This window comes from Collinsella sp. OM04-5 (assembly GCF_003439125.1).
Classification (GTDB): domain Bacteria; phylum Actinomycetota; class Coriobacteriia; order Coriobacteriales; family Coriobacteriaceae; genus Collinsella.
Window position 1 is genome coordinate 163415 of the sequence record NZ_QSUU01000003.1, and the last position, 19147, is coordinate 182561.

Here is a 19147-nt window from a genome sequence, read left to right on the forward strand (position 1 = left end):
AGCCTCCCCTATTTGAGCTTACGGGTCTTGGGCTTAAAGCGCATGCCCGTCTGGCGTCCGCCACGTGCGGAGAATCCATAACCGGACTGCGGCACGACGCCGGACATCAAAAACGGAATGGCAACCAGACCCGTCAGGATCGAAGACGGCAGCGCATGGCCGAAGATCGCCACGACAAAGCTCGTCTCCAAACCCATAAACAGCAAGATGATGCTGTAGATCACATTAATGACGAACGCGAAGGCGCCCACCGTGATGCCGCGCGCACTCGGGGCACCGCCCGTCTGACCGGCAGCGCTATGCACCAGGGCAAAAGAACCCACGGTCAGCAGGAGCGACATAACGCCCACCGGCACGGCAGCGGAAAGGTCATAGAACAAGCCGCTGCAAAAACCGCACACGACGGCACGGGTCGGGTCGCCCGAGAACACGCTTAGGCACACCAGGATAATCATAAAGTTGACGCGACCGCCCGCAATGGAGATCTGCGGTGCCAGGCCTGCCTGCAGCAGCACGCACACAATGGCGGCGATTACAAACGTGCGGGAGCTCATCCCCTGCTCGTGTAGATCCATGGACATGCCCCCTATTCGCTCGAGCCGGAATCGGTCGTCTCGGACGTGTCGGAACTGTCATCCGGGCTCTCGTCCTTCGTCTTGGTCGCAGCATCGCGCGACGTTCCCTGCGGCGTGCTGTTGGCCGTGTTCACGTCCTCATCCGAGGCCGACTGTTCGTCGGTCAGCGAGGTAATGACCAGCACTTCCTCGTTGTTCTCGGCCGTCGTCTGGGCGCGCACCACAATGGTGTAGTACACGTCGTTAGCCGATTTCTCAACAGACGAGACGGTGCCGAGCGGTAGACCCTTGGGGAACACACCGCCAATGCCCGAGGTCACGATGATGTCGCCAACCTTAACGTCGGAATCGACGCTCACGTACTCAAGACGCAGCGTGCCGTCAGCCTGACCCTGCAGCATGCCCTGGGCGCGCGTGTCCTGCACCATAGCGGACACGCCCGAGTTCTCATCGCCAATCAGGCGCACGGTGGACGTCTTGGCCGAGACCTCGATAATCTGGCCTATGACACCGGCAGAACTCGTCACAGGCATGTTGATGGTAAGACCGTCGGCAGAACCCTTATCGATGGTGACGGTCGAGGTCCAGGCATCGCCCGAAGCGCCGACGATACGAGCTGCGGTTGATTTGAGGTTGTAGGTCGACTGCAGGCCGACCAGCCCCTCCAGTCGCTCGGCGGTCTTTTGAGCCTCGGAGAGCTCGGCAACCTTAGAGGTCAGTTCCTCGTTTTGCTTCTTAAGCTCGTCAAGCGTGTCCTGCGACGCCGTAAGGTTAGAGAACACGTTACCGATCGCATTGAAGGGAGCCGCCACAGCCGAGCCCACAAAGCGCACCGGCGAGGTAATCGTCGTCACGCCCGAGCGCACGGCATGAATCGGTCCTGCCTCGCCCTCGCGGATGTAAAACGTGAGCAGCAACACCGAAATCAGGCTGAAAACAATCAACGGGCGCATACCCGTTGATTGTCGCTTGGTATTCAGATTTGTGGAGAAACCCGAAGATCGTGCCAAATGGAATCCACCTTTTGGAAATTAAGCATTGGTCTGGACGAAGCCGCCATCAAACGCATTGGCCTCGAGCACGCGGGCACAGCCGTTAACAACGTTATCGAGCGCCGTGGGGCTGACGTTGACCGAAACGCCGGTCTCATCGCGCAGGCGCACATCGAGACCGCGCAGCAGCGCGCCGCCACCGGTCAGCAAAATGCCATAGTACATAAGGTCCGAGGCAAGATCGGGAGGCGTAGCGTCGAGTGCGTCCTTGACGGCCTTGGCCATCTCGTCGAGCGGCTTGTTGAGTGCGCGACGAATCTCCTCGCTCTCGATGCGCACGGTCTTGGGCAGACCGGTGATCACGTCGCGGCCGTTGACCTCGACGTCGAGCTCATCCTTGAGCGGCACGGCGGAGCCGACCTTGATCTTGATGTCCTCTGCCGTACGCTCGCCGATGGCCAGGTTGTAGGCATCACGAACGTGCGTGAGGATGGCCTGATCGAACTCGTCGCCGGCAATACGGATGGACTGCGAGACGACGATGCCGCCCATAGCGATAACGGCAACCTCGGTGGTACCGCCACCGATGTCGATGACCATGGAGCCGGTGGGTTCCTCGACGGGCAGGTCGGCGCCGATGGCAGCCGCCATGGGCTCTTCGATCAGATAGGCCTGGCGGGCACCGGCCTGGATCGTGGCCTCAAAGACAGCGCGCTTCTCGACCGACGTGACACCGGAGGGAACGCAGACGACAACACGCGGACGCGGAGTCCACGGATAGCGCTTCTCGGACGCCTTGTCGATAAAGTAGCGAAGCATGGCCTCGGTAACATCAAAGTCGGCGATGACGCCGTCCTTCAGGGGACGAACGGCCACGATGTTGCCGGGCGTACGGCCGAGCATGCGCTTTGCCTCGATACCGACCGCCAAGATGCGCTCGTCGTTCTTGTCGATGGCGACAACAGAGGGCTCGCGAATGACGATGCCCTTGCCGCGCACGGAGACAAGCGTATTGGCGGTGCCGAGGTCGATGGCAAGATCGCCCGCATAGCTACCGAAGAACATATCCATCAAAGAAAACAACGCAACTCCTGATGTGTTGGATGATTGCTGGAAAACTACTAGCTCATCATACTAGCGCAAGCCCGGCGCCTCACTTGCGGTGAAGCGCCGGGCAAAGCTAAATCCCATAAGGTCACTACTGGTTGTCAGCAGCCGAGAAATCCATATCAAGCGAAGAAACGGCCCAGCCGATATGGTTGTCGGAGCGCACGAATTTGACGGTGTACTCCTGCTCGCCGCCCTTGGACAGCGATGCCTTCACCTTGGCGGTCGTCTCGGTCATGGACTGATCCATGCCCTCGACGGACACGGTGGCACCCTGCGGAATCGAGGAGATGATCATCGACTTAGCGTCCTCGGACAGGCTCGAGGCCAGGCAAGACTCGGCCTTTGCGGCGTCACCGTCGCCGGCAGCCTGGAACAGATCGGTAACGACAGACTCCTGAGACGGGAAGCCAAAGCCGCGCGTGTAGGCAAAGCCCAGACCGCCCGCGGCGATCAAAATAAGCAGAAGCAGAACGATGAAGACTTTAAGACCCGTATGGCGATGGCGACGACGGACCTTGGCCTGCTTACGATCCTGACGGTCCTGCTGGACCATCTCGGACTCGGACAGCGTAAAGAAGCCGGTGTCCGAGGGATCGGGCATAAACTGACCGGTCGCGCCCGTAGGATCGAGAGGATCGACGGCAGGAGCGTCCATCGCGGGCGCCGGAGCCGTGGCCATAGCCGTCTGGGCAGACAGCGCGGCAAGCGAATCGTGCACGCGGGCAAGCTCATCGGCCTGCTCGGAGGTGAGCTGGTAGATGCCATCGGCAGTAGCGGCGTTAAAGGCATCGAGTGCGTCGGAGGGGCGGCCGGCGGCAGAAAGCGCCTGACCCATGCCGGCGTTGAGCGCACGCGTGTCGTCGCGGGGGCCGGCAAAGTCGATAGCCGTGCGGTAAGTCTCCACGGCATCCGCCGGACGGCCGAGCTTAATGAAGCAACGACCGAGCTCGCCGAGCGCGGCGGCAGGAGCCGGATTGGCGCCGTCGATGGCAGCCTGACGGAAGGCGGTTCCCGCGTTGGCATAGTCGCCCGACTGGAACAGCGCATTGCCCAGGCCCAGATAGGCCTTGAACGGCGTGGCATAGGAAGCATCCTGCGTAGCAGCAGAGAACGCCTGAGCGGCCGTCGTGTAGTCGCCCACGGCGGCAAGCGCCTTGCCGCGGTTGGTGAGCAGCGCGCCGCGCTTGCCGTAGGTGCCGTCGTTGAGGGCGGCGGCATAGGCCTCGGCGGCCTCGGCATACATGCCCAGGTGCATCAAGGCGTTGCCACGAAGGTGATCGGCCTCGCCCATAATCTCATCGGGAGTCTTTGCCGCCCCAAGCATCTGGGCTGCAGCGGAAAAATCACCCGCGCGGTAAGCGGCGCGGCCCTGTTGGATCAGCTGGCTATTCAAGGAAGTCCCCTTTACTCGTGAACGATCTCGACATGGACGATCTCGTCGCCGGCACGCAGCTGCGAAATCACATCGAGACCCTCGACCGTGGTACCAAAGACGGTGTAACCGGAATCGAGGTTATGCTGGGCACCCAGGCAGAAGTAGAACTGCGAACCCGCGGAATCGGGGTCCATGGAGCGTGCCATGGCAAGGGCGCCATCGACATGGCTGTTGCGCGGATTGGTGGCAAACTCGCCCTTGATGCAGTAGCCGGGGCCACCGGTACCGGGCATACCGTCGGGGCCTTCAAGACCGGCAGCGACGTCGGCGCCGGACATGTCGCGGGTATTGGGGTCGCCGCCCTGGATAACAAAACCGGGCACATAGCGATGGAACTTAAGGCCATCATAGAAGCCCATCGTGGAAAGCTCGCAGAAGTTCGCGACATGAATGGGAGCGCCCTCGCCGTCAAACTTGACCTTGATGGTACCCTTCGACGTCTCGATTACGGCGCACTCGTCGCCGACAAGCTGATACTCGGGCGTGTAGAGCTCTTTCTTAAAACCAAACATGTGGTTCCTTCCTCGTGCGTTTAAAGCATATTTGTACGAATTGTAGCAATAAGCACGGGTTTACATCAATTGCGCACGTAGGTTATGCCGACTATGGCGAACTAATTTTAGGAACGCTGCTGCGGCTTCCAGGAACCCACATTGGCATCGTACTGGTTCAGCGCGCTGTTGCCGCCCTGCGCGATGGGCGCCAGGATCTCGCTTTGGTGGGAACTCATCGACTCGCCATCGGGAATGGCCAGCGAGATATCCCAGCTCTGGCAGATCACGTCGACGCGCTCATACATCCACTCGGCAAGCTGCTTTAAGTGGACGATGTCGTCCGCATAGACCGTATCGTCCTGTACTTTCAGGTTGTTGAGCTCATCTTGCGTCTTTTTGATCTGGTCGCGCAGGGCGTAGGCACTCTGCGACAGCTCCTGACGGGTGGACAGCGGCGTTCGGAGATAACCGTTGTTAAAGGAATCGATGACCTCGCCGATCTGGTCCTCGTCAGCGTAGGACACGATGGTCTGATACAGACCGTCGAGCCTGGTATAGAGTTGATCATCGGTGAGCACGGTTTCTTCCTGGACCACCTCGGCAGAATCGTCCTGCTTGGTATCGTCCTCAGTGGCCTCGCCCTTTTGGCGCGTGGGGAAGGTCGTCTGCGCGGCCTGGCCAAACTGGTCGTAGAAGCCAGGCATGACACCCATGGGATCGGTCGTCACGAACCAATAGGCACCGCCGCACACGACGGCAAGGACCGCGATGACGATAAGCGGCTTGGGAATATGACGCTTGTGCTTGTGATAGGCATCCTCGTCGGGGTGCACTTTGCGCTTGGGTTTTTGAGCATCGTCATGCAGGGAAACGGGCGTGGGAATATCGACCTTGGGGATAGCGAAATCCTTATCGAAAGCCGGCAGCACGCAGGTCTCATTGGGGTCGGCGGCGTCCGAAAGCACCGCAGCGGCAGAGGCCGGCGCATGCGGCACCTCGGTATCGATCTGCTCTTGCGTTAGGCGCGGAAAGCCCGCCGTGCGGCCCGCTGCCAGGTCGGATGCGGCCGCGTCCTCGGAGAGGATACCCGGAGCGGGGCGTCCGCATTTGGGGCACGTACGATCATGCGGAGAAAGACGGGCACCGCAGCCCTCACAGAACACGAACTCGGTGTGCTCCGGACCATCGCCCGGACCCACATAGGCGTTGCAGTAGGGGCAGAACGAGGCGCCGTCCTCGATAGTCTTAAGGCAATGCGGGCAGATCACGGCATCCTCTTTTCGAAGAAATTCAAACAATCGAGGTTAGAGCATAACATCGCCACGGCTCCACTGGAGCAAGGCACCAATTCAACATCGCAGGACAGTCTTTTGGGGGATGATCTTTTAATCCCCGTCCCAGAAGAATCATCCCTGAAGGCCGCGGACTACTTCTTTTTCTTGGGCATCGAGACTTTGATGCCTTGGGCGGACTTGGTTACGCGAGAGCGCTTGGCTCCGCTACCCTTCTTTTTCTTGGGCTGGGCCTGGGCCACGCCCTCGAGTGCGCGGGCCTCGGCCTCGCGAGCGGTGCGATCTTCGCGGCGCTGCGCCATGTCGGCGGCGACGCGCTTGGCAAAACGCTCGGCCGTCGAACCCGTCGAGCTCACCTTGCCGCCACCGCGACCCAGGTGGACGCGCACACCGCGGCCAAAACCAGTTGCGGCATGACGACGACGCGGCTTGAGCGAATCCATCATCGTGGCGAGCTTAAAGAACACCGAGCAGGTAAAGACCACGATGACAGCCAAGATTACCATCTGGCCCATCGACAGGTTGGCAATAGACAGCAGCTCCGGAAATCCGATAACGCCCACCAGGATGCCGGCGACTACAAACACAAAGAGCACCACACGTAAGGGCGTGAGAGGCTGCGAGATGCGCCAGATCAGGCTGACGCTCGCCGCGCACGACGTAAGCAGACACATCGTAGACAGCGTGAGCTGGCTAAAGCCAAACACGCGCGCCACAAAGATATCGAGCGCCGCAGCCAAAATGACCGCAATCGACGCCGGCAGTGCCCGCTTGAGCACGTTCGTCAAAAACGACCCCTTCACGCGAGCATTGTTGGGCTCCAGGCCCAACACAAAGCCCGGCGCGCCAATACAGAAGAAGTTAATGAGCGTCATCTGGATGGGCTCGAAGGGGTACGGCGGCAGCGCGATGCACAGCGCCGCCAGGCCCATCGAGAACAGCGTCTTGGTCAGGAACAGCGAGGCCGACCGCTGCAGGTTGTTGATGGAGCGACGGCCCTCGGCCACCACGGCGGGCATCGAGGCAAAGTCGTTGTCGACGAGTACGATCTCGGCCACGTTACGCGCGGCATCGGAGCCAGCCGCCATGGCGACGGAGCAGTCGGCCTCCTTGAGCGCCAGCACGTCGTTGACGCCGTCGCCCGTCATGGCCACGGTGTGCTGGCGGCGCTTGAGCGCCTGCACGAGCTCGCGCTTCTGCTGCGGGGTCACACGACCAAAGACATGGTAGCGGTCCACTGCGGCATCGAGCTTTGCCGGCGTATCGAGCGTCGTGGCGTCCACATAAGCGTCCGCCCCCGGCACGCCCACCACGCGCGCGATCGACGACACCGTACGCGGGTCGTCACCACTGATCACGTTGAGGGTCACGCCCTGCTCGTTAAAGTAGCCGATGGTCTCGGCCGCCGAGGTACGAATCTCGTCGCGGATGGTCACAAAGCCCACGGGCTCGGCCTCGCCCACCATATCGCCATCGGGCGTAAAGCCGTCCACGCGCGCCACCACGAGCACGCGGCAGGTATCGGCAAGCTCGGCGACACGGTTCTCGACCTGCGAAAACGCACGCTCCGAAAGCACAAACTGCGCAGCGCCCATCACATAGGAGCCCTGCGCAAACGAAGCGCCACTCCACTTTTTGGAGGACGAGAACGGAATGACCGACAGCGGCTCAGACACCTCGACCGGGCGATCGGCGTAATAGTTGAGCAGCGCCTGGCAGGTCTCGTTGGCATCGGCCGAAGTCGCACGCGCCACGTTAGCCAGCGCAAAATCGAGCACCGTGGTATCGACGGGGACGGCGGCGTCGCTCTCCCCCGCACCCATACCCTCGACCGGCAGCGGATACGTGCCCTCGACCTCCATGCGACCCGACGTGATGGTGCCCGTCTTGTCCAGGCACAGCACGTCGACGCGCGCGAGCGTCTCGATGCAGTAGAGCTGCTGCGCCAGCACCTTGCGGCGGGCCAGGCGCACCGTGGCGATGGCGAGCACCGACGAGGTCAGCAGCACCAGGCCTTGCGGGATCATGCCCAGCAGGGCGCCCACCGTGGACAGCAGCGCCGACGAGGGCACGCGGCCGGCCAGCAGCTCGGAGAAGCACCACGAAAGCGCGCTATCGCCCGGGGTTCCCGCGGCATCCCACAGCTCGCTCACACTCGAGGAAAACAACGCCAAACCGAGCGGGATCATGATGATGCTCGCAAACCGCACGATGGCGTTAAGCGCGTTCATGATCTCGGAATTGACCTTTTTGACGTACTTGGCCTCGTTATTAATTTTGGCTACGTAGTTGTCGGCGCCGACATGGATCACGCGGGCGCGCAGCAGGCCCGAGTCGATAAAGCTGCCGCTCATGAGCTCGGAACCGGGCTGTTTCTTAATAAGATCGCTCTCGCCCGTCAGCAGGCTCTCATTCACGAGCGCCTCGCCCGAAACCACCACGGCGTCAGCGGGGATCTGGTCGCCGCGCCCCAAGCGGATGATGTCATCGAGCACGATCTGGTCCAGGTCGAGCTCCACCTCGGCGCCGTCGCGCACCGCGATGGCCTTCTTGGAGGTCAGCAGTGTGAGCTTATCGACCATCTTCTTGGAACGCATGGATTGAATGACGCCAATAGCAGTATTGAGGAACACCACGAACAGGAACGTCAGATTCTTAAACGAACCGGTCAAAATGACCAGGAACGCCAAGATCACGTTGATCAAATTGAACAGCGTGCAGAGGTTCTCGATGATGAGCTCTTTGACCGACTTGGTCTTGAGCTCCATGTTGCGGTTGATCTTACCGGCGGCGATGCGCTCCTCGACCTCGGCGGTCGAGAGTCCGCGCTCGATATCCGTTGCTGCCATACCACATCCCATCACGTCGCGTCGGTATAAGAAAAACCGCCCGGACCATGCGAGGTTCGGACGGCCTTACGTTCGATGGTGCCCCATGTTGGATTCGAACCAACGGCCTTCTGCTCCGGAGGCAGACGCTCTAATCCCCTGAGCTAATAGGGCCAACGTTTGGCATTATACCCAAGTGCACCACGGGCTATCAAAATAAAAGAAAAAGCTTTGCAATTCCGAGGAAGACGCGGCACAACGGCTCACTTTAGAAGGCAAAAGCGAATCAGATAGTATAAACTCTCATGCACCATATATACACGGCTCGCGATGCGGGCCGTTTTTGCAAGGACTATCCATCGAGGTGAGAGGCACACCATGATTGCAATTTTAAAGCAGAGCGCCAGCGACGAGGCCGTCAGCCACATCGTCAGCTGGATCGAGAAAAAGGGACTCAAGACCGACGTCTCGCGCGGCGAGAACGAGACCATCATCGGCCTGGTGGGCGACACGACCAAGATCGACCCGTTCCTGCTCGAGTCCATGGACGTCGTCGAGCGTGTGCAGCGCGTCTCCGAGCCGTTCAAGCGCGCCAACCGCAAGTTCCACCCCGAGGACTCCGTCATCGACTGCGGCTACGGCGTACATGTAGGCGGCGACCAGTTCCAGGTCATCGCCGGCCCGTGCTCCGTCGAGGGCGAGAACCTCATCCGCATCGCCCGCCGCGTGAAGGCCGCCGGCGCCACGATGCTGCGCGGCGGCGCCTACAAGCCCCGCACGTCCCCGTACGCCTACCAGGGCATGGGCCCCGCTGGCCTGGACCTGCTGTGCGAGGCATCCGCCGAGCTCGGCATGCCGATCGTCACCGAGATCATGGACCCGCGCGACGTGCAGGTCTTCCTGGACAAGAAGATCGACGTCATGCAGATTGGCGCCCGCAACGCCCAGAACTTCCCTCTGCTCAAAGAGGTCGGCAAGACCAAGACCCCGGTCCTGCTCAAGCGCGGCATGTCCGGCACGATCGATGAGCTGCTCATGGCCGCCGAGTACATCATGAGCGAGGGCAACGACAACGTCATCCTGTGCGAGCGCGGCATCCGCACCTTCGAGACCCGCACTCGCAACACATTCGACCTCAACGCCGTGCCGGTGCTGCACCACCTGTCGCACCTGCCCGTCGTCGCCGACCCCAGCCACGCCACCGGCTACACCCGCTACGTTGAGCCCATGGCGCTTGCCGCGACCGCCTGCGGCGCCAACGGCCTGGAGATCGAGGTCCACGACGAGCCGAGCCGCGCCTGGTCCGACGGCGCCCAGGCCCTCACCCCCGATCAGTTCGACGACACCATGCGCCGCATCCGAGCCATCCGCGAGGTCGTCTGCCAAGAGACCATGGAGTAGCCCATGGGTACAGTGAGAAACGCGCGCGTTAACCAGGGCGGCCCCAAGTGCGCCGGCATCGTCGGCCTTGGCCTCATCGGCGGCAGCTTTGCCCGCGGCTATGCGCAGGCGGGCGTCCGCGTGCTGGCCTGGGATCCCGATGACGATGTCATGACGGCCGCCAGCATGGGCACTGTCGCCGGCGAGCTCAACGACGAGACGCTCGGCGAATGCGACATCATCGTCCTGGCTTGCTACCCCGAAGCCTGCATCGAGTGGCTCGAGGCACACGCCCAGGCACTCGCCGACGCCACCGATACCGAGGCCATCATGGGCCCCGTGGTAATTGACACGGTGGGCGTCAAGGGTATCGTGTGCGAGCGCGCCTTTGAGCTTGCCCGCGAGCACGGCTTTTACTTTGTGGGCGCGCACCCCATGGCGGGCACGCAGTACTCGGGCTATGCACACTCCCGCGCCGACCTGTTCCAGGGCGCCCCGCTGGTGCTCGTACCGCCCGCGGTGGACGATGCGCTCAAGCTGGAGCTTTTGGGCCAGGTGCGCGAGATGGTGCGCCCCTTGGGCTTTGGCAAGTTCAGCGTGACCAGCGCCGCCGAGCACGACCGTGTCATCGCCTTCACGAGCCAGCTTGCGCACGTGGTATCCAACGCCTACGTCAAAAGCCCCACTGCCCAGGTCCACCACGGCTTTTCGGCCGGTAGCTACCGCGATCTCACCCGCGTGGCGCACCTCAACCCGCAAATGTGGTCCGAGCTCATGATCGACGACGCCGACGCGCTCGCCTTCGAGATCGACCATCTGATCGAATCGCTTGGCGCCTACAGCCGCGCGCTCAAGGACCGCGACCAGCGCTATCTAGAGAATCTCCTTGCCGAGGGCGACCGCATTAAGCGCGCACTCGACGACGAGGCCTCCCACTAGACAACCCATCACGCCAGGTCGAAAGGACCGAAGCTTATGGCGATTACCATCGATATCGACACTGCACGCCCCTACCAGGTGCATGTTGGCACGTTTTTGCTGGAGCAGGCGGGGCCGCTCGTGCGCGCCACCGCCGGCGGCACCAAGGCCGTCATCGTGACGGACACCAACGTGGGCCCGCTCTACCAGATGCCCGTTAAGCAGAGCCTGGAGGCGTCAGGCTACGAGGTGAGCATCTGCACCTTCGAGGCCGGCGAGGCCCATAAGCGCGCCGAGACCTACGTTGCCATTTTGGAGTTTGTGGCCGAGCACGAGCTTTCGCGCTCCGACGTGATCGTGGCACTCGGCGGCGGCGTCGTGGGCGACGTGGCGGGCTTTGTGGCCGCCACCTACATGCGCGGCTGCAAGTTTGTGCAGATCCCCACGAGCCTGCTCGCCATGGTGGATTCGTCGGTGGGCGGCAAGACCGCCATAGACCTGGCTGCCGGCAAGAACCTGGCCGGCGCCTTTTGGCAGCCGAGCGTGGTTATTGCCGACGTGGGGTGCCTGGCCACCCTCACGCCCGAGCAGTTCGCCGACGGCTGCGGCGAGGTCGTCAAGCACGCCGTGATCGCCGACCCGGAGCTTTTCGCCGAGCTGGAGAAGACCCCGCTCACGCTGGAGCTGCTCAACCGCGATGTGGCCCGCGTAGCGCTTATCATCGCCCGCAATATCGACATCAAGCGCGCCGTGGTCGTCGCCGACGAGCGCGAAACCAACCAGCGCAAGCTCCTCAACTTTGGACACAGCGCCGGACACGCCGTCGAGGCCTGCGAGCACTTTGAGCTCGGACACGGCAACTGTGTGTCGATCGGCATGGGCATCATCACGCGCGCCGCGGCCCTGCACGGCGTTTGCGATGCCGCACTGCCCGGTCGTATTGAGGAACTCTGCGCCCGCCATGGCCTCAAGACCCGCTGCGACCTAGATGCCGATGCCGTCTTTGCCGAGGCGCTCCACGACAAGAAGCGCGCGGGCGACACCATCGACCTGGTGATTCCGCACGGCATTGGCCGCTGCAGCATCGACCGCACGCCACTTTCCACTTTCCACGAACTCATTGCCGAGGGCCTCGGCCAGAAGGGAGACGCATCCGCATGCTAGCCCGCATCACCCCGTCCCCGCTTAAGGGCACCGTTCCCGCCATCGCGTCCAAATCGATGGCGCATCGCCTCATCATCTGCGCTGCGCTTGCCAACGGCGAGACGCACGTCACCTGCAACACCACCTGCGCCGACATCGAGGCCACGGTGCGCTGCCTTACGGCACTGGGTGCTCGCATCGAGACCGTCGAGGACGGCTTCCAGGTCCACCCCACCATGAAGAGTGTTGAGTTTGGCCTGCTCAAGGCCCTTGCCGGCGGCACGCTTGACTGCGGTGAAAGTGGCTCCACGCTGCGCTTTATGCTGCCTGTCGCCTGCGCGCTGGGTGCGGATGCCACCTTCGTAGGCCAGGGCCGCCTGGGCGCCCGCCCGCTCTCCCCGCTCTCGGACGAGATCATCGCCGCCGGCTGCGACCTACAGGGTCTGGGCGGTTTTCCGCTCAAGACGAGCGGCCGCATGCGCCCGGGCACCTTTGTGCTTCCGGGCAACGTGAGCTCGCAGTACATCTCGGGCCTGCTGCTGGCAGCCCCGCTGCTGGCCCAGCCCTCCTGCGTGCAGGTAACCGGCCTCATCGAGAGCCGCCCCTACATCAACCTGACGATACAGGCCATGAAGGCCTTTGGCGTCGAGGTCAACGTCGAGCGCATTCCGGCCAAGGACGGCCAGCCCGAGGTCACGAACTTCCGCGTGAGCAGTGGCTCGTACCGCACGCCCGGCAGCGTGGCCGTCGAGGGCGACTGGTCCAACGCCGCCTTTTGGCTGTGCGCCGGCGCCATCGGTACCGACCCAATCACCGTCGAGGGCGTGTCGCTAAGCTCCGCACAGGGCGACCGTAACGTGCTTGCCGCGCTTTCGCGCTTTGGCGCCCGCATCGTGCGCTCCACCAACGCCGCCACCGTGCAGTCCGACAAGCTCGCCGGCTTTGAGATGAGTGCCCACGACATTCCGGACCTGGTGCCCGTCATCTCGGCCGTGGCCTCGCTGGCACAGGGCCGCACCTTTATCCGCGATTGTGCCCGTCTGCGCATCAAGGAATCCGACCGCTTGGTCACCACCACCCGCGAGCTCACCGCGCTGGGCGCGCAGGTGCGCATTGCCGGCGACGACCTCATCATCAAGGGCGTCGACGCCTTTACCGGCGGCGAGGTCGATTCGCACAACGACCATCGCATCGCCATGATGGCCGCTATCGCCGCGAGCCGCGCCACCGGCGAGGTCGTGATCCACGGTGCCGATGCCGTCAACAAGTCCTATCCCGATTTCTTCGACCACTACCGCCTGCTGGGCGGCAAGGTCACACTCGAGGAGGAATAGCATGTCCTCGACCTTTGGCAACGTCTTGCACTTAAGCATCTTCGGCCAGTCGCACTCCCCCGCCATCGGCTGCTCCCTCGATGGCATCCCGGCGGGCATCGCTGTTGACCAGGAGCGGCTGCAGGCCTTCCTTGACCGTCGTGCCCCCGGTCGCGACGAGACCGCGACCAAACGCCGCGAGGCCGACGCCGCCCACATCATCGCCGGTGTGGTCGATGGACATACCACGGGAGCACCCATCGCCGCGATTATCGAGAACACCAACACGCGTTCAAAGGACTATTCCGAGCTGCGCCGCAAGCCCCGCCCCGGACACGCGGATTTTCCGGCGCGCGTGAAGTATCACAACATGCACGATGTCGCTGGTGGCGGGCATTTCTCCGGCCGCCTGACGGCACCCCTGTGTATCGCCGGCGGCATTGCGCTGCAGGCACTCGAGGCCCGCGGCATTAACGTGATGGCGCACGTCGCGCAGATCGGCGGCATCTCCGACCTGCCGATGGACGATATGGTCTATCGCGAGGCCGACCGCAAGGCGATCCTAACGAACGATCTTCCTTGCATTGACGCCGCCACAGCCGGCCGCATGCGTGAGGAGATCCTAGCCGCGCGCGACGAACTCGACAGCATCGGCGGCATCGTGGAGTGCGGCATTTACGGGCTTCCCGCAGGCATCGGCGACCCCATGTTCGACGGCATCGAGAACCGCATCGCGCAGATCGCGTTTGGCATTCCCGCCGTAAAGGGCGTGGAGTTTGGCATGGGCTTTGCCGTGGCCGCCATGCGCGGCAGCGAGAACAATGATCCGTATCGCATCGATGCCGAGACCGGCGAGATCGAGGTCGAGTCCAACAACGCCGGCGGCATCCTGGGCGGTATTTCGACCGGCGCGCCCGTCATGTGGCGCATGGCCGTAAAGCCGACGCCCTCCATTGGCCGCGAGCAGCAGACGGTGGACATGGACGCTATGGAAAATGCCGAGCTCTCGGTCCACGGCCGCCACGATCCCTGCATCGTCCCCCGAGCTGTCCCCGTAGCCGAGGCAGCCGCCGCCCTTGCCATCTGGGACGCCCTCCTCGAAGACGCCGCCCAGCGCTAACTACCCACCCCTCAACATCCCCCGACACGTGAAAGGGGTCTCCATGGACCTTGCTGACATCCGCCAGGCCATCGATGGCATCGACACCACGCTCCTCAACAGCTTTGTCGAGCGCATGGACATTGCCACCGAGGTCGCCAAGTCAAAAATCGAGATGGACAAGGCCGTCTTCGACCCCGCCCGTGAGCGCTCCAAGCTCAACAACCTCGCCAGCCGCGCCCCCGAGCGCTACGAGGCGCAGACCATCACCCTGTTCCGTCTCCTCATGAGCATGAGCAAGGCCGAGCAGCAGCGCTACATCAACGAGCTCAAGGGCATCACGGTGTCGCAAAAGGCCCATGCCACGGCTGCAGCCTCCGACACGCCCTTCCCTCAAACGGCCACCGTCGCCTGCCAGGGTGTTGAGGGCGCTTACAGTCAAATCGCCGCGTGCAAACTCTTCGACGTGCCCGACATCGCGTTTTTCGAGACCTTCGAGGGCGTTATGCGCGCCGTGCGCGACGGCTTCTGCGAGTTTGGCGTGCTGCCCATCGAGAACTCCACCGCCGGCTCAGTCAACGCCGTCTACGACCTGCTCGCCCAGTTCGACTTCCACATCGTGCGCTCGCTGCGCCTCAAGATCGACCACAACTTGCTCGTCAAGCCCGGCACCAAGCTCGCGGGCATACGCGAGGTCTACAGCCACGGTCAGGCCATCGCGCAGTGCGCTAGCTTTATCGAGGCGCACGGCCTGCACGCCACCAAGTACCCCAACACCGCCATGTCGGCCGAGATGGTCGCCAGCTCCGAGCGCACCGATGTTGCCGCCATCGCATCGCGCAGCTGCGCCGCACTCTACGGTCTGGAGGTGCTGGAGCCCAACATCCAGGACTCGGACAACAACTACACGCGCTTTGTCGTCATCAGCCGCGAGCCACGCGTCTACCCCGGTGCCAACCGCACCTCGCTTATGATTACCACGGCCAACGAGCCGGGCGCGCTCTATCGCGTACTCGAGCGTTTCTACGCGCTCAATATCAACCTCATCAAGCTCGAGAGCCGTCCCATCCCCGGGCATGACTTTGAGTTTATGTTCTACTTTGACCTGGACTGCCCCTTTGGTAGCAAGGCCCTCGACGACTTGCTCGACTCCATCGATGACGTGTGCGAGAGCTTCACCTACTTTGGCAGCTACACGGAGGTGCTCTAGATGACCGATACCGCCGCAACCCGCCCCTACGGCGTGCTGGGCCGCGTGCTGGGCCACAGCTACACCCCGACCATCTACAAGGAGCTCGCGGGGCTCGAGTACGTACGATTTGAGCGCGAGCCCGAGGATCTTGAGGCCTTTATGACAGGCGACGAATGGGAGGGCACCAACGTGACCATCCCCTACAAGCGCGCCGTCATGGACTACCTGGACGAGCTGAGCCCACTCGCCGAGCGCATGGGAAACGTCAACACCATCACGCGCCTGCCCGACGGCCGCCTGCGCGGCGACAACACCGACTACTTCGGTTTCCAGTGCTTGGTTGAAGAGCTGGGCGCCCAGGTTGCCGGCAAGAAGGCCCTCGTGCTCGGTGCCACCGGTGGCGCCGGCACCACTGCCAGCATGGTGCTCGGCGACCTGGGCGCCATCGTCGTGCCGGTCGGCCGTACGAGCGAAGTCAACTACGACAACATCGCGCAGCAGTCCGATGCCGCCCTGCTCGTCAACTGCACGCCCGCCGGCATGTTCCCCCATTGCCCCGACGCGCCTTGTACGCTCGAGGGGCTCGATGCGCTCGAGGGCGTCATCGACATTGTCTACAACCCCGCTCGCACGGGACTCATGCTCGAGGCCGAGCGCCGCGGCATCCCCTACATCGGCGGTCTGCTCATGCTCGTGGCCCAGGCGGCGCAAGCCGTTGAGCGCTACACCGGCCAGGTCACTCCGCGCGAGCGCATTCTGGACGTAACGGAGCGCCTGTCACGCCGCGAGCAGAACATCGCGCTGATAGGCATGCCGGGCTCGGGCAAGACCCGTGTGGGCGAGCAGATTGCCCTGCTCACGGGGCGAGAGCACATCGACCTGGACCGCGCCCTCGAGGAGCGCCTGGGCAGGCCCTGCGCCGACTTTATCGTCGAGAGCGGCGAGGCGGCCTTCCGCGAGCAGGAGACGGCGGTGCTGGCCGGCATCTCCAAGTGCAGCGGCCTGGTGCTTTCCACGGGCGGCGGCGTGGTCACGCGCGACGAGAACTACCCGCTACTGCACCAGAACAGCCAGATCGTGATGCTCAACCGCAAGCTCGACGAACTCGCCCACAAGGGACGCCCCATCACCGCCCGCGATGGTATCGACAAGCTGGCCGAGCAGCGCATGCCGCGCTACCGCGCCTGGGCCGACTACATCATCGACTCGCGCGACTGCGCCGCCAACACCGCCCAAACCCTCCTCGACACCCTCCCACCCGCTCTCTAATCAAAACCACCACAAAGGGGACAGGCAACTTTGTGGTGGTTTTCCAATCGCAAAGGAAGCAACCATGAAAGCACTCGTCATCAACGGCCCCAACCTCAACATGCTCGGCATTCGCGAGCCGGGCATCTATGGCAGCGACAACTACGACCGTTTAGTGCAGATCTGCCAGGAAGCGGGCGCCGCACAGGGCTTCGACGAGGTCGAGGTCTTCCAGTCCAACCACGAGGGCAGCATCGTCGACAAGATTCAGGAGGCTTACGGGAAGGTCGACGGCATCGTCATCAACCCGGCGGCATACACGCACACGAGCGTCGCGATCCTCGACGCCCTCAAGGCCGTCGCCATCCCTGCCGTCGAGGTCCACATCAGCGCCGTCGAGACCCGCGAGGACTTCCGTCAGGTGAGCTACGCCCGCCTGGCCTGCTTCGCCACCATCACCGGCGAAGGCCTCCAAGGCTACGCTCACGCGTTAGAGCTGCTGAAAGAGCGTCTCGAAAAGTAGCCTCGCGAGCAAATCCATCAACGCGATTCGCACGCCAATAATGCCAGTGCCGCCAGCAGCAACCTCACTACTGGCGGCACTTTATTACTGGCATATAATCGTTGCAGTCACAAAACGTCTGGAGACGCTCATGTTAAGCATCCATCTGGGAGATTACCCCCGTTCCATCTACGATACCGAAACCTATTTTAGGAACTCATACCTGGATTCCTGGTTCGAGGACCCTATGGCAGCGCAGATGATTAAAGGCGTTGACGGTTCAGAGCTCATCGGCCCCCACAACATCATCAGCAAACAGCTCGGTTCGATTACGCCCCTCGAGCTTTCCGGCGGCGTTAAAACGCTACTTCTGGTGCGCAATCTCCCAAACATGGTGTTCAATGCATCCACTTGCGGAGATAACTGCGCCCGCTGGCTGCTCAAAATTGGCAAAGAACAGGATGTGCTGGTAACCCTTTACCACATCATGAAATTCCCCTGGAAGCATTTTGAGATTCGCATTAATAACGATGGCCGCATCGTTAGAAACATGCAGGAGTTTGTCGGCGCCACGAATGACTTTTTGGATGTTGATGAGTAATGAAGGGAACACACACTGTTGTCGTGGAGCGCGCAAAAGTCAAATACACGCTCACCTTTAAACGCAATATTTCCTTCATCCGTGGCAACAGCGGCACGGGCAAAACGACGCTCATCTCGATGATTCGCGACTACAACGACCGAGGACCGGAAAGCGGCGTTGCACTTAGCTCCGACGTGCCTTGCGAAACGCTTTCCGGCAGACGCTGGGAGCGCGAGCTGTCGATCATCGAAGATTCAATCGTCTTTCTAGATGAGGGCAACGAGTTTATCTACTCAAAGGACTTCGCCAAAGCCGTAAACGGCTCATCCAACTATTTTGTCCTGATATCTCGTCGAGACGCCAGCGAACTCCCCTACAGTGTCAACGAAATCCTAAAGCTGGTAAACACCACGAGTAAAACAATCAATGGCCGAAAGAGCGATAAACGCTTCTACTCGGTAACAAAACCGATATACAGCCACACGGCAAGCATGCTATATCAGGACCTAAATGTTGGATTCGAAATACCCGATGCCGTGGTTGTGGAGGACAGCAAGTCTGGTTATCAGTTTTACAACGCTCTTTGCAAACGGCTCGGAATCCCCTGCTATACGGCCACCGGCGTTGCGAATCTAAAACGTACGATTCACGAATGCCCCGAGCAAAACGTTCTTGCCATAGGAGACGGCGCAGCGTTTGGTCCCTACATCGAAAAAGTGCTCGGACAGCGCGTTTACAAGAACGTACGCTTGTTCCTCCCCGAATCATTCGAGTGGACACTCCTGCAATCTGGCCTCATTCCCAGTAACGATATCTTAAAAATCCTCGAGGATCCCTCAAGCTATATCGAAAGCCGCGACTACCTGAGCTGGGAGCGGTTCTTCACCGACGTATTGATCAAGTACTCGGCAGACACTCGCTACGTCTACAGAAAGGCACGGCTCAACGAGCAGTACCTAAAGCCGCAGGCGATGGATGCAGTTGCAAGCGTCTTGCCCGAGTGTCTGAAGGCGTAATTAAAAGTGGGGAGGACCAACTTGGTC

At 61.9% G+C, this 19147-nt stretch carries 17 protein-coding genes and 1 tRNA gene; 10 read left to right on the plus strand and 8 right to left on the minus strand.

Annotated elements, in window-relative coordinates; translation table 11 throughout:
• Positions 1-8 precede the first annotated feature (8 nt).
• The 8 genes from DXB53_RS03010 to DXB53_RS03045 all read right to left on the minus strand — a co-directional run bounded on the left by DXB53_RS03010 (position 9) and on the right by DXB53_RS03045 (position 8900).
• Positions 9-575, minus strand: a complete 567-nt coding sequence (locus DXB53_RS03010) for a hypothetical protein (RefSeq protein ID WP_117583249.1) — start codon at positions 573-575, stop codon at positions 9-11.
• Between the two features lie 11 nt (positions 576-586).
• Positions 587-1528 carry a rod shape-determining protein MreC gene (gene mreC, locus DXB53_RS03015; RefSeq protein ID WP_117564242.1) on the minus strand — a complete coding sequence of 314 codons (942 nt, stop codon included), beginning with the start codon at positions 1526-1528 and terminating at the stop codon, positions 587-589.
• Between the two features lie 78 nt (positions 1529-1606).
• Entirely contained in the window at positions 1607-2638 is a 1032-nt protein-coding gene (locus DXB53_RS03020; RefSeq protein WP_006236061.1) for a rod shape-determining protein, read from the minus strand.
• A gap of 127 nt (positions 2639-2765) precedes the next feature.
• On the minus strand, positions 2766-4070 hold the full coding sequence (locus DXB53_RS03025; RefSeq protein ID WP_231500813.1) for a tetratricopeptide repeat protein: 1305 nt from the start codon (positions 4068-4070) through the stop codon (positions 2766-2768).
• Positions 4071-4081: 11 nt separating this feature from the next.
• On the minus strand, positions 4082-4624 hold the full coding sequence (locus DXB53_RS03030) for a peptidylprolyl isomerase (RefSeq protein ID WP_055249980.1): 543 nt from the start codon (positions 4622-4624) through the stop codon (positions 4082-4084).
• 107 nt (positions 4625-4731) lie between these two features.
• Positions 4732-5874 carry a zinc ribbon domain-containing protein gene (locus DXB53_RS03035; RefSeq protein ID WP_158556481.1) on the minus strand — a complete coding sequence of 381 codons (1143 nt, stop codon included), beginning with the start codon at positions 5872-5874 and terminating at the stop codon, positions 4732-4734.
• Between the two features lie 158 nt (positions 5875-6032).
• Positions 6033-8747 carry an HAD-IC family P-type ATPase gene (locus DXB53_RS03040; protein WP_117583251.1) on the minus strand — a complete coding sequence of 905 codons (2715 nt, stop codon included), beginning with the start codon at positions 8745-8747 and terminating at the stop codon, positions 6033-6035.
• A 76-nt stretch (positions 8748-8823) separates the two neighbouring features.
• Positions 8824-8900, minus strand: a tRNA-Arg gene (locus DXB53_RS03045).
• Between the two features lie 204 nt (positions 8901-9104).
• Between DXB53_RS03045 and aroF the strand changes: the two genes are divergently transcribed.
• The 10 genes from aroF to DXB53_RS03095 all read left to right on the plus strand — a co-directional run bounded on the left by aroF (position 9105) and on the right by DXB53_RS03095 (position 19120).
• Positions 9105-10127: a 3-deoxy-7-phosphoheptulonate synthase gene (aroF, locus tag DXB53_RS03050; RefSeq protein ID WP_117583252.1), complete on the plus strand. Its 1023-nt coding sequence runs from the start codon at positions 9105-9107 to the stop codon at positions 10125-10127.
• Positions 10128-10130: 3 nt separating this feature from the next.
• Entirely contained in the window at positions 10131-11045 is a 915-nt protein-coding gene (locus tag DXB53_RS03055; protein WP_117583253.1) for a prephenate dehydrogenase/arogenate dehydrogenase family protein, read from the plus strand.
• A 36-nt stretch (positions 11046-11081) separates the two neighbouring features.
• Positions 11082-12188 carry a 3-dehydroquinate synthase gene (gene aroB / locus DXB53_RS03060; RefSeq protein WP_117583254.1) on the plus strand — a complete coding sequence of 369 codons (1107 nt, stop codon included), beginning with the start codon at positions 11082-11084 and terminating at the stop codon, positions 12186-12188.
• A complete protein-coding gene (aroA, locus tag DXB53_RS03065; RefSeq protein WP_117583255.1) occupies positions 12182-13501 on the plus strand; it encodes a 3-phosphoshikimate 1-carboxyvinyltransferase in 1320 nt (439 codons plus the stop codon). The genes aroB and aroA overlap by 7 nt, the downstream gene beginning before the upstream one ends.
• A 1-nt stretch (position 13502) precedes the next feature.
• Positions 13503-14600, plus strand: a complete 1098-nt coding sequence (gene aroC / locus DXB53_RS03070) for a chorismate synthase (RefSeq protein WP_117583256.1) — start codon at positions 13503-13505, stop codon at positions 14598-14600.
• Between the two features lie 43 nt (positions 14601-14643).
• On the plus strand, positions 14644-15789 hold the full coding sequence (pheA, locus tag DXB53_RS03075) for a prephenate dehydratase (protein WP_117583257.1): 1146 nt from the start codon (positions 14644-14646) through the stop codon (positions 15787-15789).
• A complete protein-coding gene (locus DXB53_RS03080; protein WP_117583258.1) occupies positions 15790-17040 on the plus strand; it encodes a shikimate kinase in 1251 nt (416 codons plus the stop codon). It abuts the gene before it with no gap.
• 64 nt (positions 17041-17104) lie between these two features.
• Positions 17105-17542: a type II 3-dehydroquinate dehydratase gene (gene aroQ / locus DXB53_RS03085; protein WP_117583259.1), complete on the plus strand. Its 438-nt coding sequence runs from the start codon at positions 17105-17107 to the stop codon at positions 17540-17542.
• A 130-nt stretch (positions 17543-17672) separates the two neighbouring features.
• Positions 17673-18122 carry a DUF4869 domain-containing protein gene (locus DXB53_RS03090; RefSeq protein WP_117583260.1) on the plus strand — a complete coding sequence of 150 codons (450 nt, stop codon included), beginning with the start codon at positions 17673-17675 and terminating at the stop codon, positions 18120-18122.
• A complete protein-coding gene (locus DXB53_RS03095; RefSeq protein WP_117583261.1) occupies positions 18122-19120 on the plus strand; it encodes a hypothetical protein in 999 nt (332 codons plus the stop codon). The genes DXB53_RS03090 and DXB53_RS03095 overlap by 1 nt, the downstream gene beginning before the upstream one ends.
• Positions 19121-19147: the final 27 nt, after the last annotated feature.

Excerpts from the sequence above, each read along its gene's own strand:
- DXB53_RS03020 (WP_006236061.1), bottom strand. The coding sequence starts at position 2,638 with ATGGATATGTTCTTCGGTAGCTATGCGGGCGATCTTGCCATCGACCTC.
- aroB (WP_117583254.1), top strand. The coding sequence starts at position 11,082 with ATGGCGATTACCATCGATATCGACACTGCACGCCCCTACCAGGTGCAT.
- DXB53_RS03080 (WP_117583258.1), top strand. The coding sequence starts at position 15,790 with ATGACCGATACCGCCGCAACCCGCCCCTACGGCGTGCTGGGCCGCGTG.
- DXB53_RS03055 (WP_117583253.1), top strand. The coding sequence starts at position 10,131 with ATGGGTACAGTGAGAAACGCGCGCGTTAACCAGGGCGGCCCCAAGTGC.
- pheA (WP_117583257.1), top strand. The coding sequence starts at position 14,644 with ATGGACCTTGCTGACATCCGCCAGGCCATCGATGGCATCGACACCACG.
- aroC (WP_117583256.1), top strand. The coding sequence starts at position 13,503 with ATGTCCTCGACCTTTGGCAACGTCTTGCACTTAAGCATCTTCGGCCAG.
- DXB53_RS03010 (WP_117583249.1), bottom strand. The coding sequence starts at position 575 with ATGGATCTACACGAGCAGGGGATGAGCTCCCGCACGTTTGTAATCGCC.
- DXB53_RS03030 (WP_055249980.1), bottom strand. The coding sequence starts at position 4,624 with ATGTTTGGTTTTAAGAAAGAGCTCTACACGCCCGAGTATCAGCTTGTC.
- DXB53_RS03090 (WP_117583260.1), top strand. The coding sequence starts at position 17,673 with ATGTTAAGCATCCATCTGGGAGATTACCCCCGTTCCATCTACGATACC.
- aroQ (WP_117583259.1), top strand. The coding sequence starts at position 17,105 with ATGAAAGCACTCGTCATCAACGGCCCCAACCTCAACATGCTCGGCATT.
- aroF (WP_117583252.1), top strand. The coding sequence starts at position 9,105 with ATGATTGCAATTTTAAAGCAGAGCGCCAGCGACGAGGCCGTCAGCCAC.
- DXB53_RS03095 (WP_117583261.1), top strand. The coding sequence starts at position 18,122 with ATGAAGGGAACACACACTGTTGTCGTGGAGCGCGCAAAAGTCAAATAC.
- mreC (WP_117564242.1), bottom strand. The coding sequence starts at position 1,528 with ATGCGCCCGTTGATTGTTTTCAGCCTGATTTCGGTGTTGCTGCTCACG.
- aroA (WP_117583255.1), top strand. The coding sequence starts at position 12,182 with ATGCTAGCCCGCATCACCCCGTCCCCGCTTAAGGGCACCGTTCCCGCC.
- DXB53_RS03040 (WP_117583251.1), bottom strand. The coding sequence starts at position 8,747 with ATGGCAGCAACGGATATCGAGCGCGGACTCTCGACCGCCGAGGTCGAG.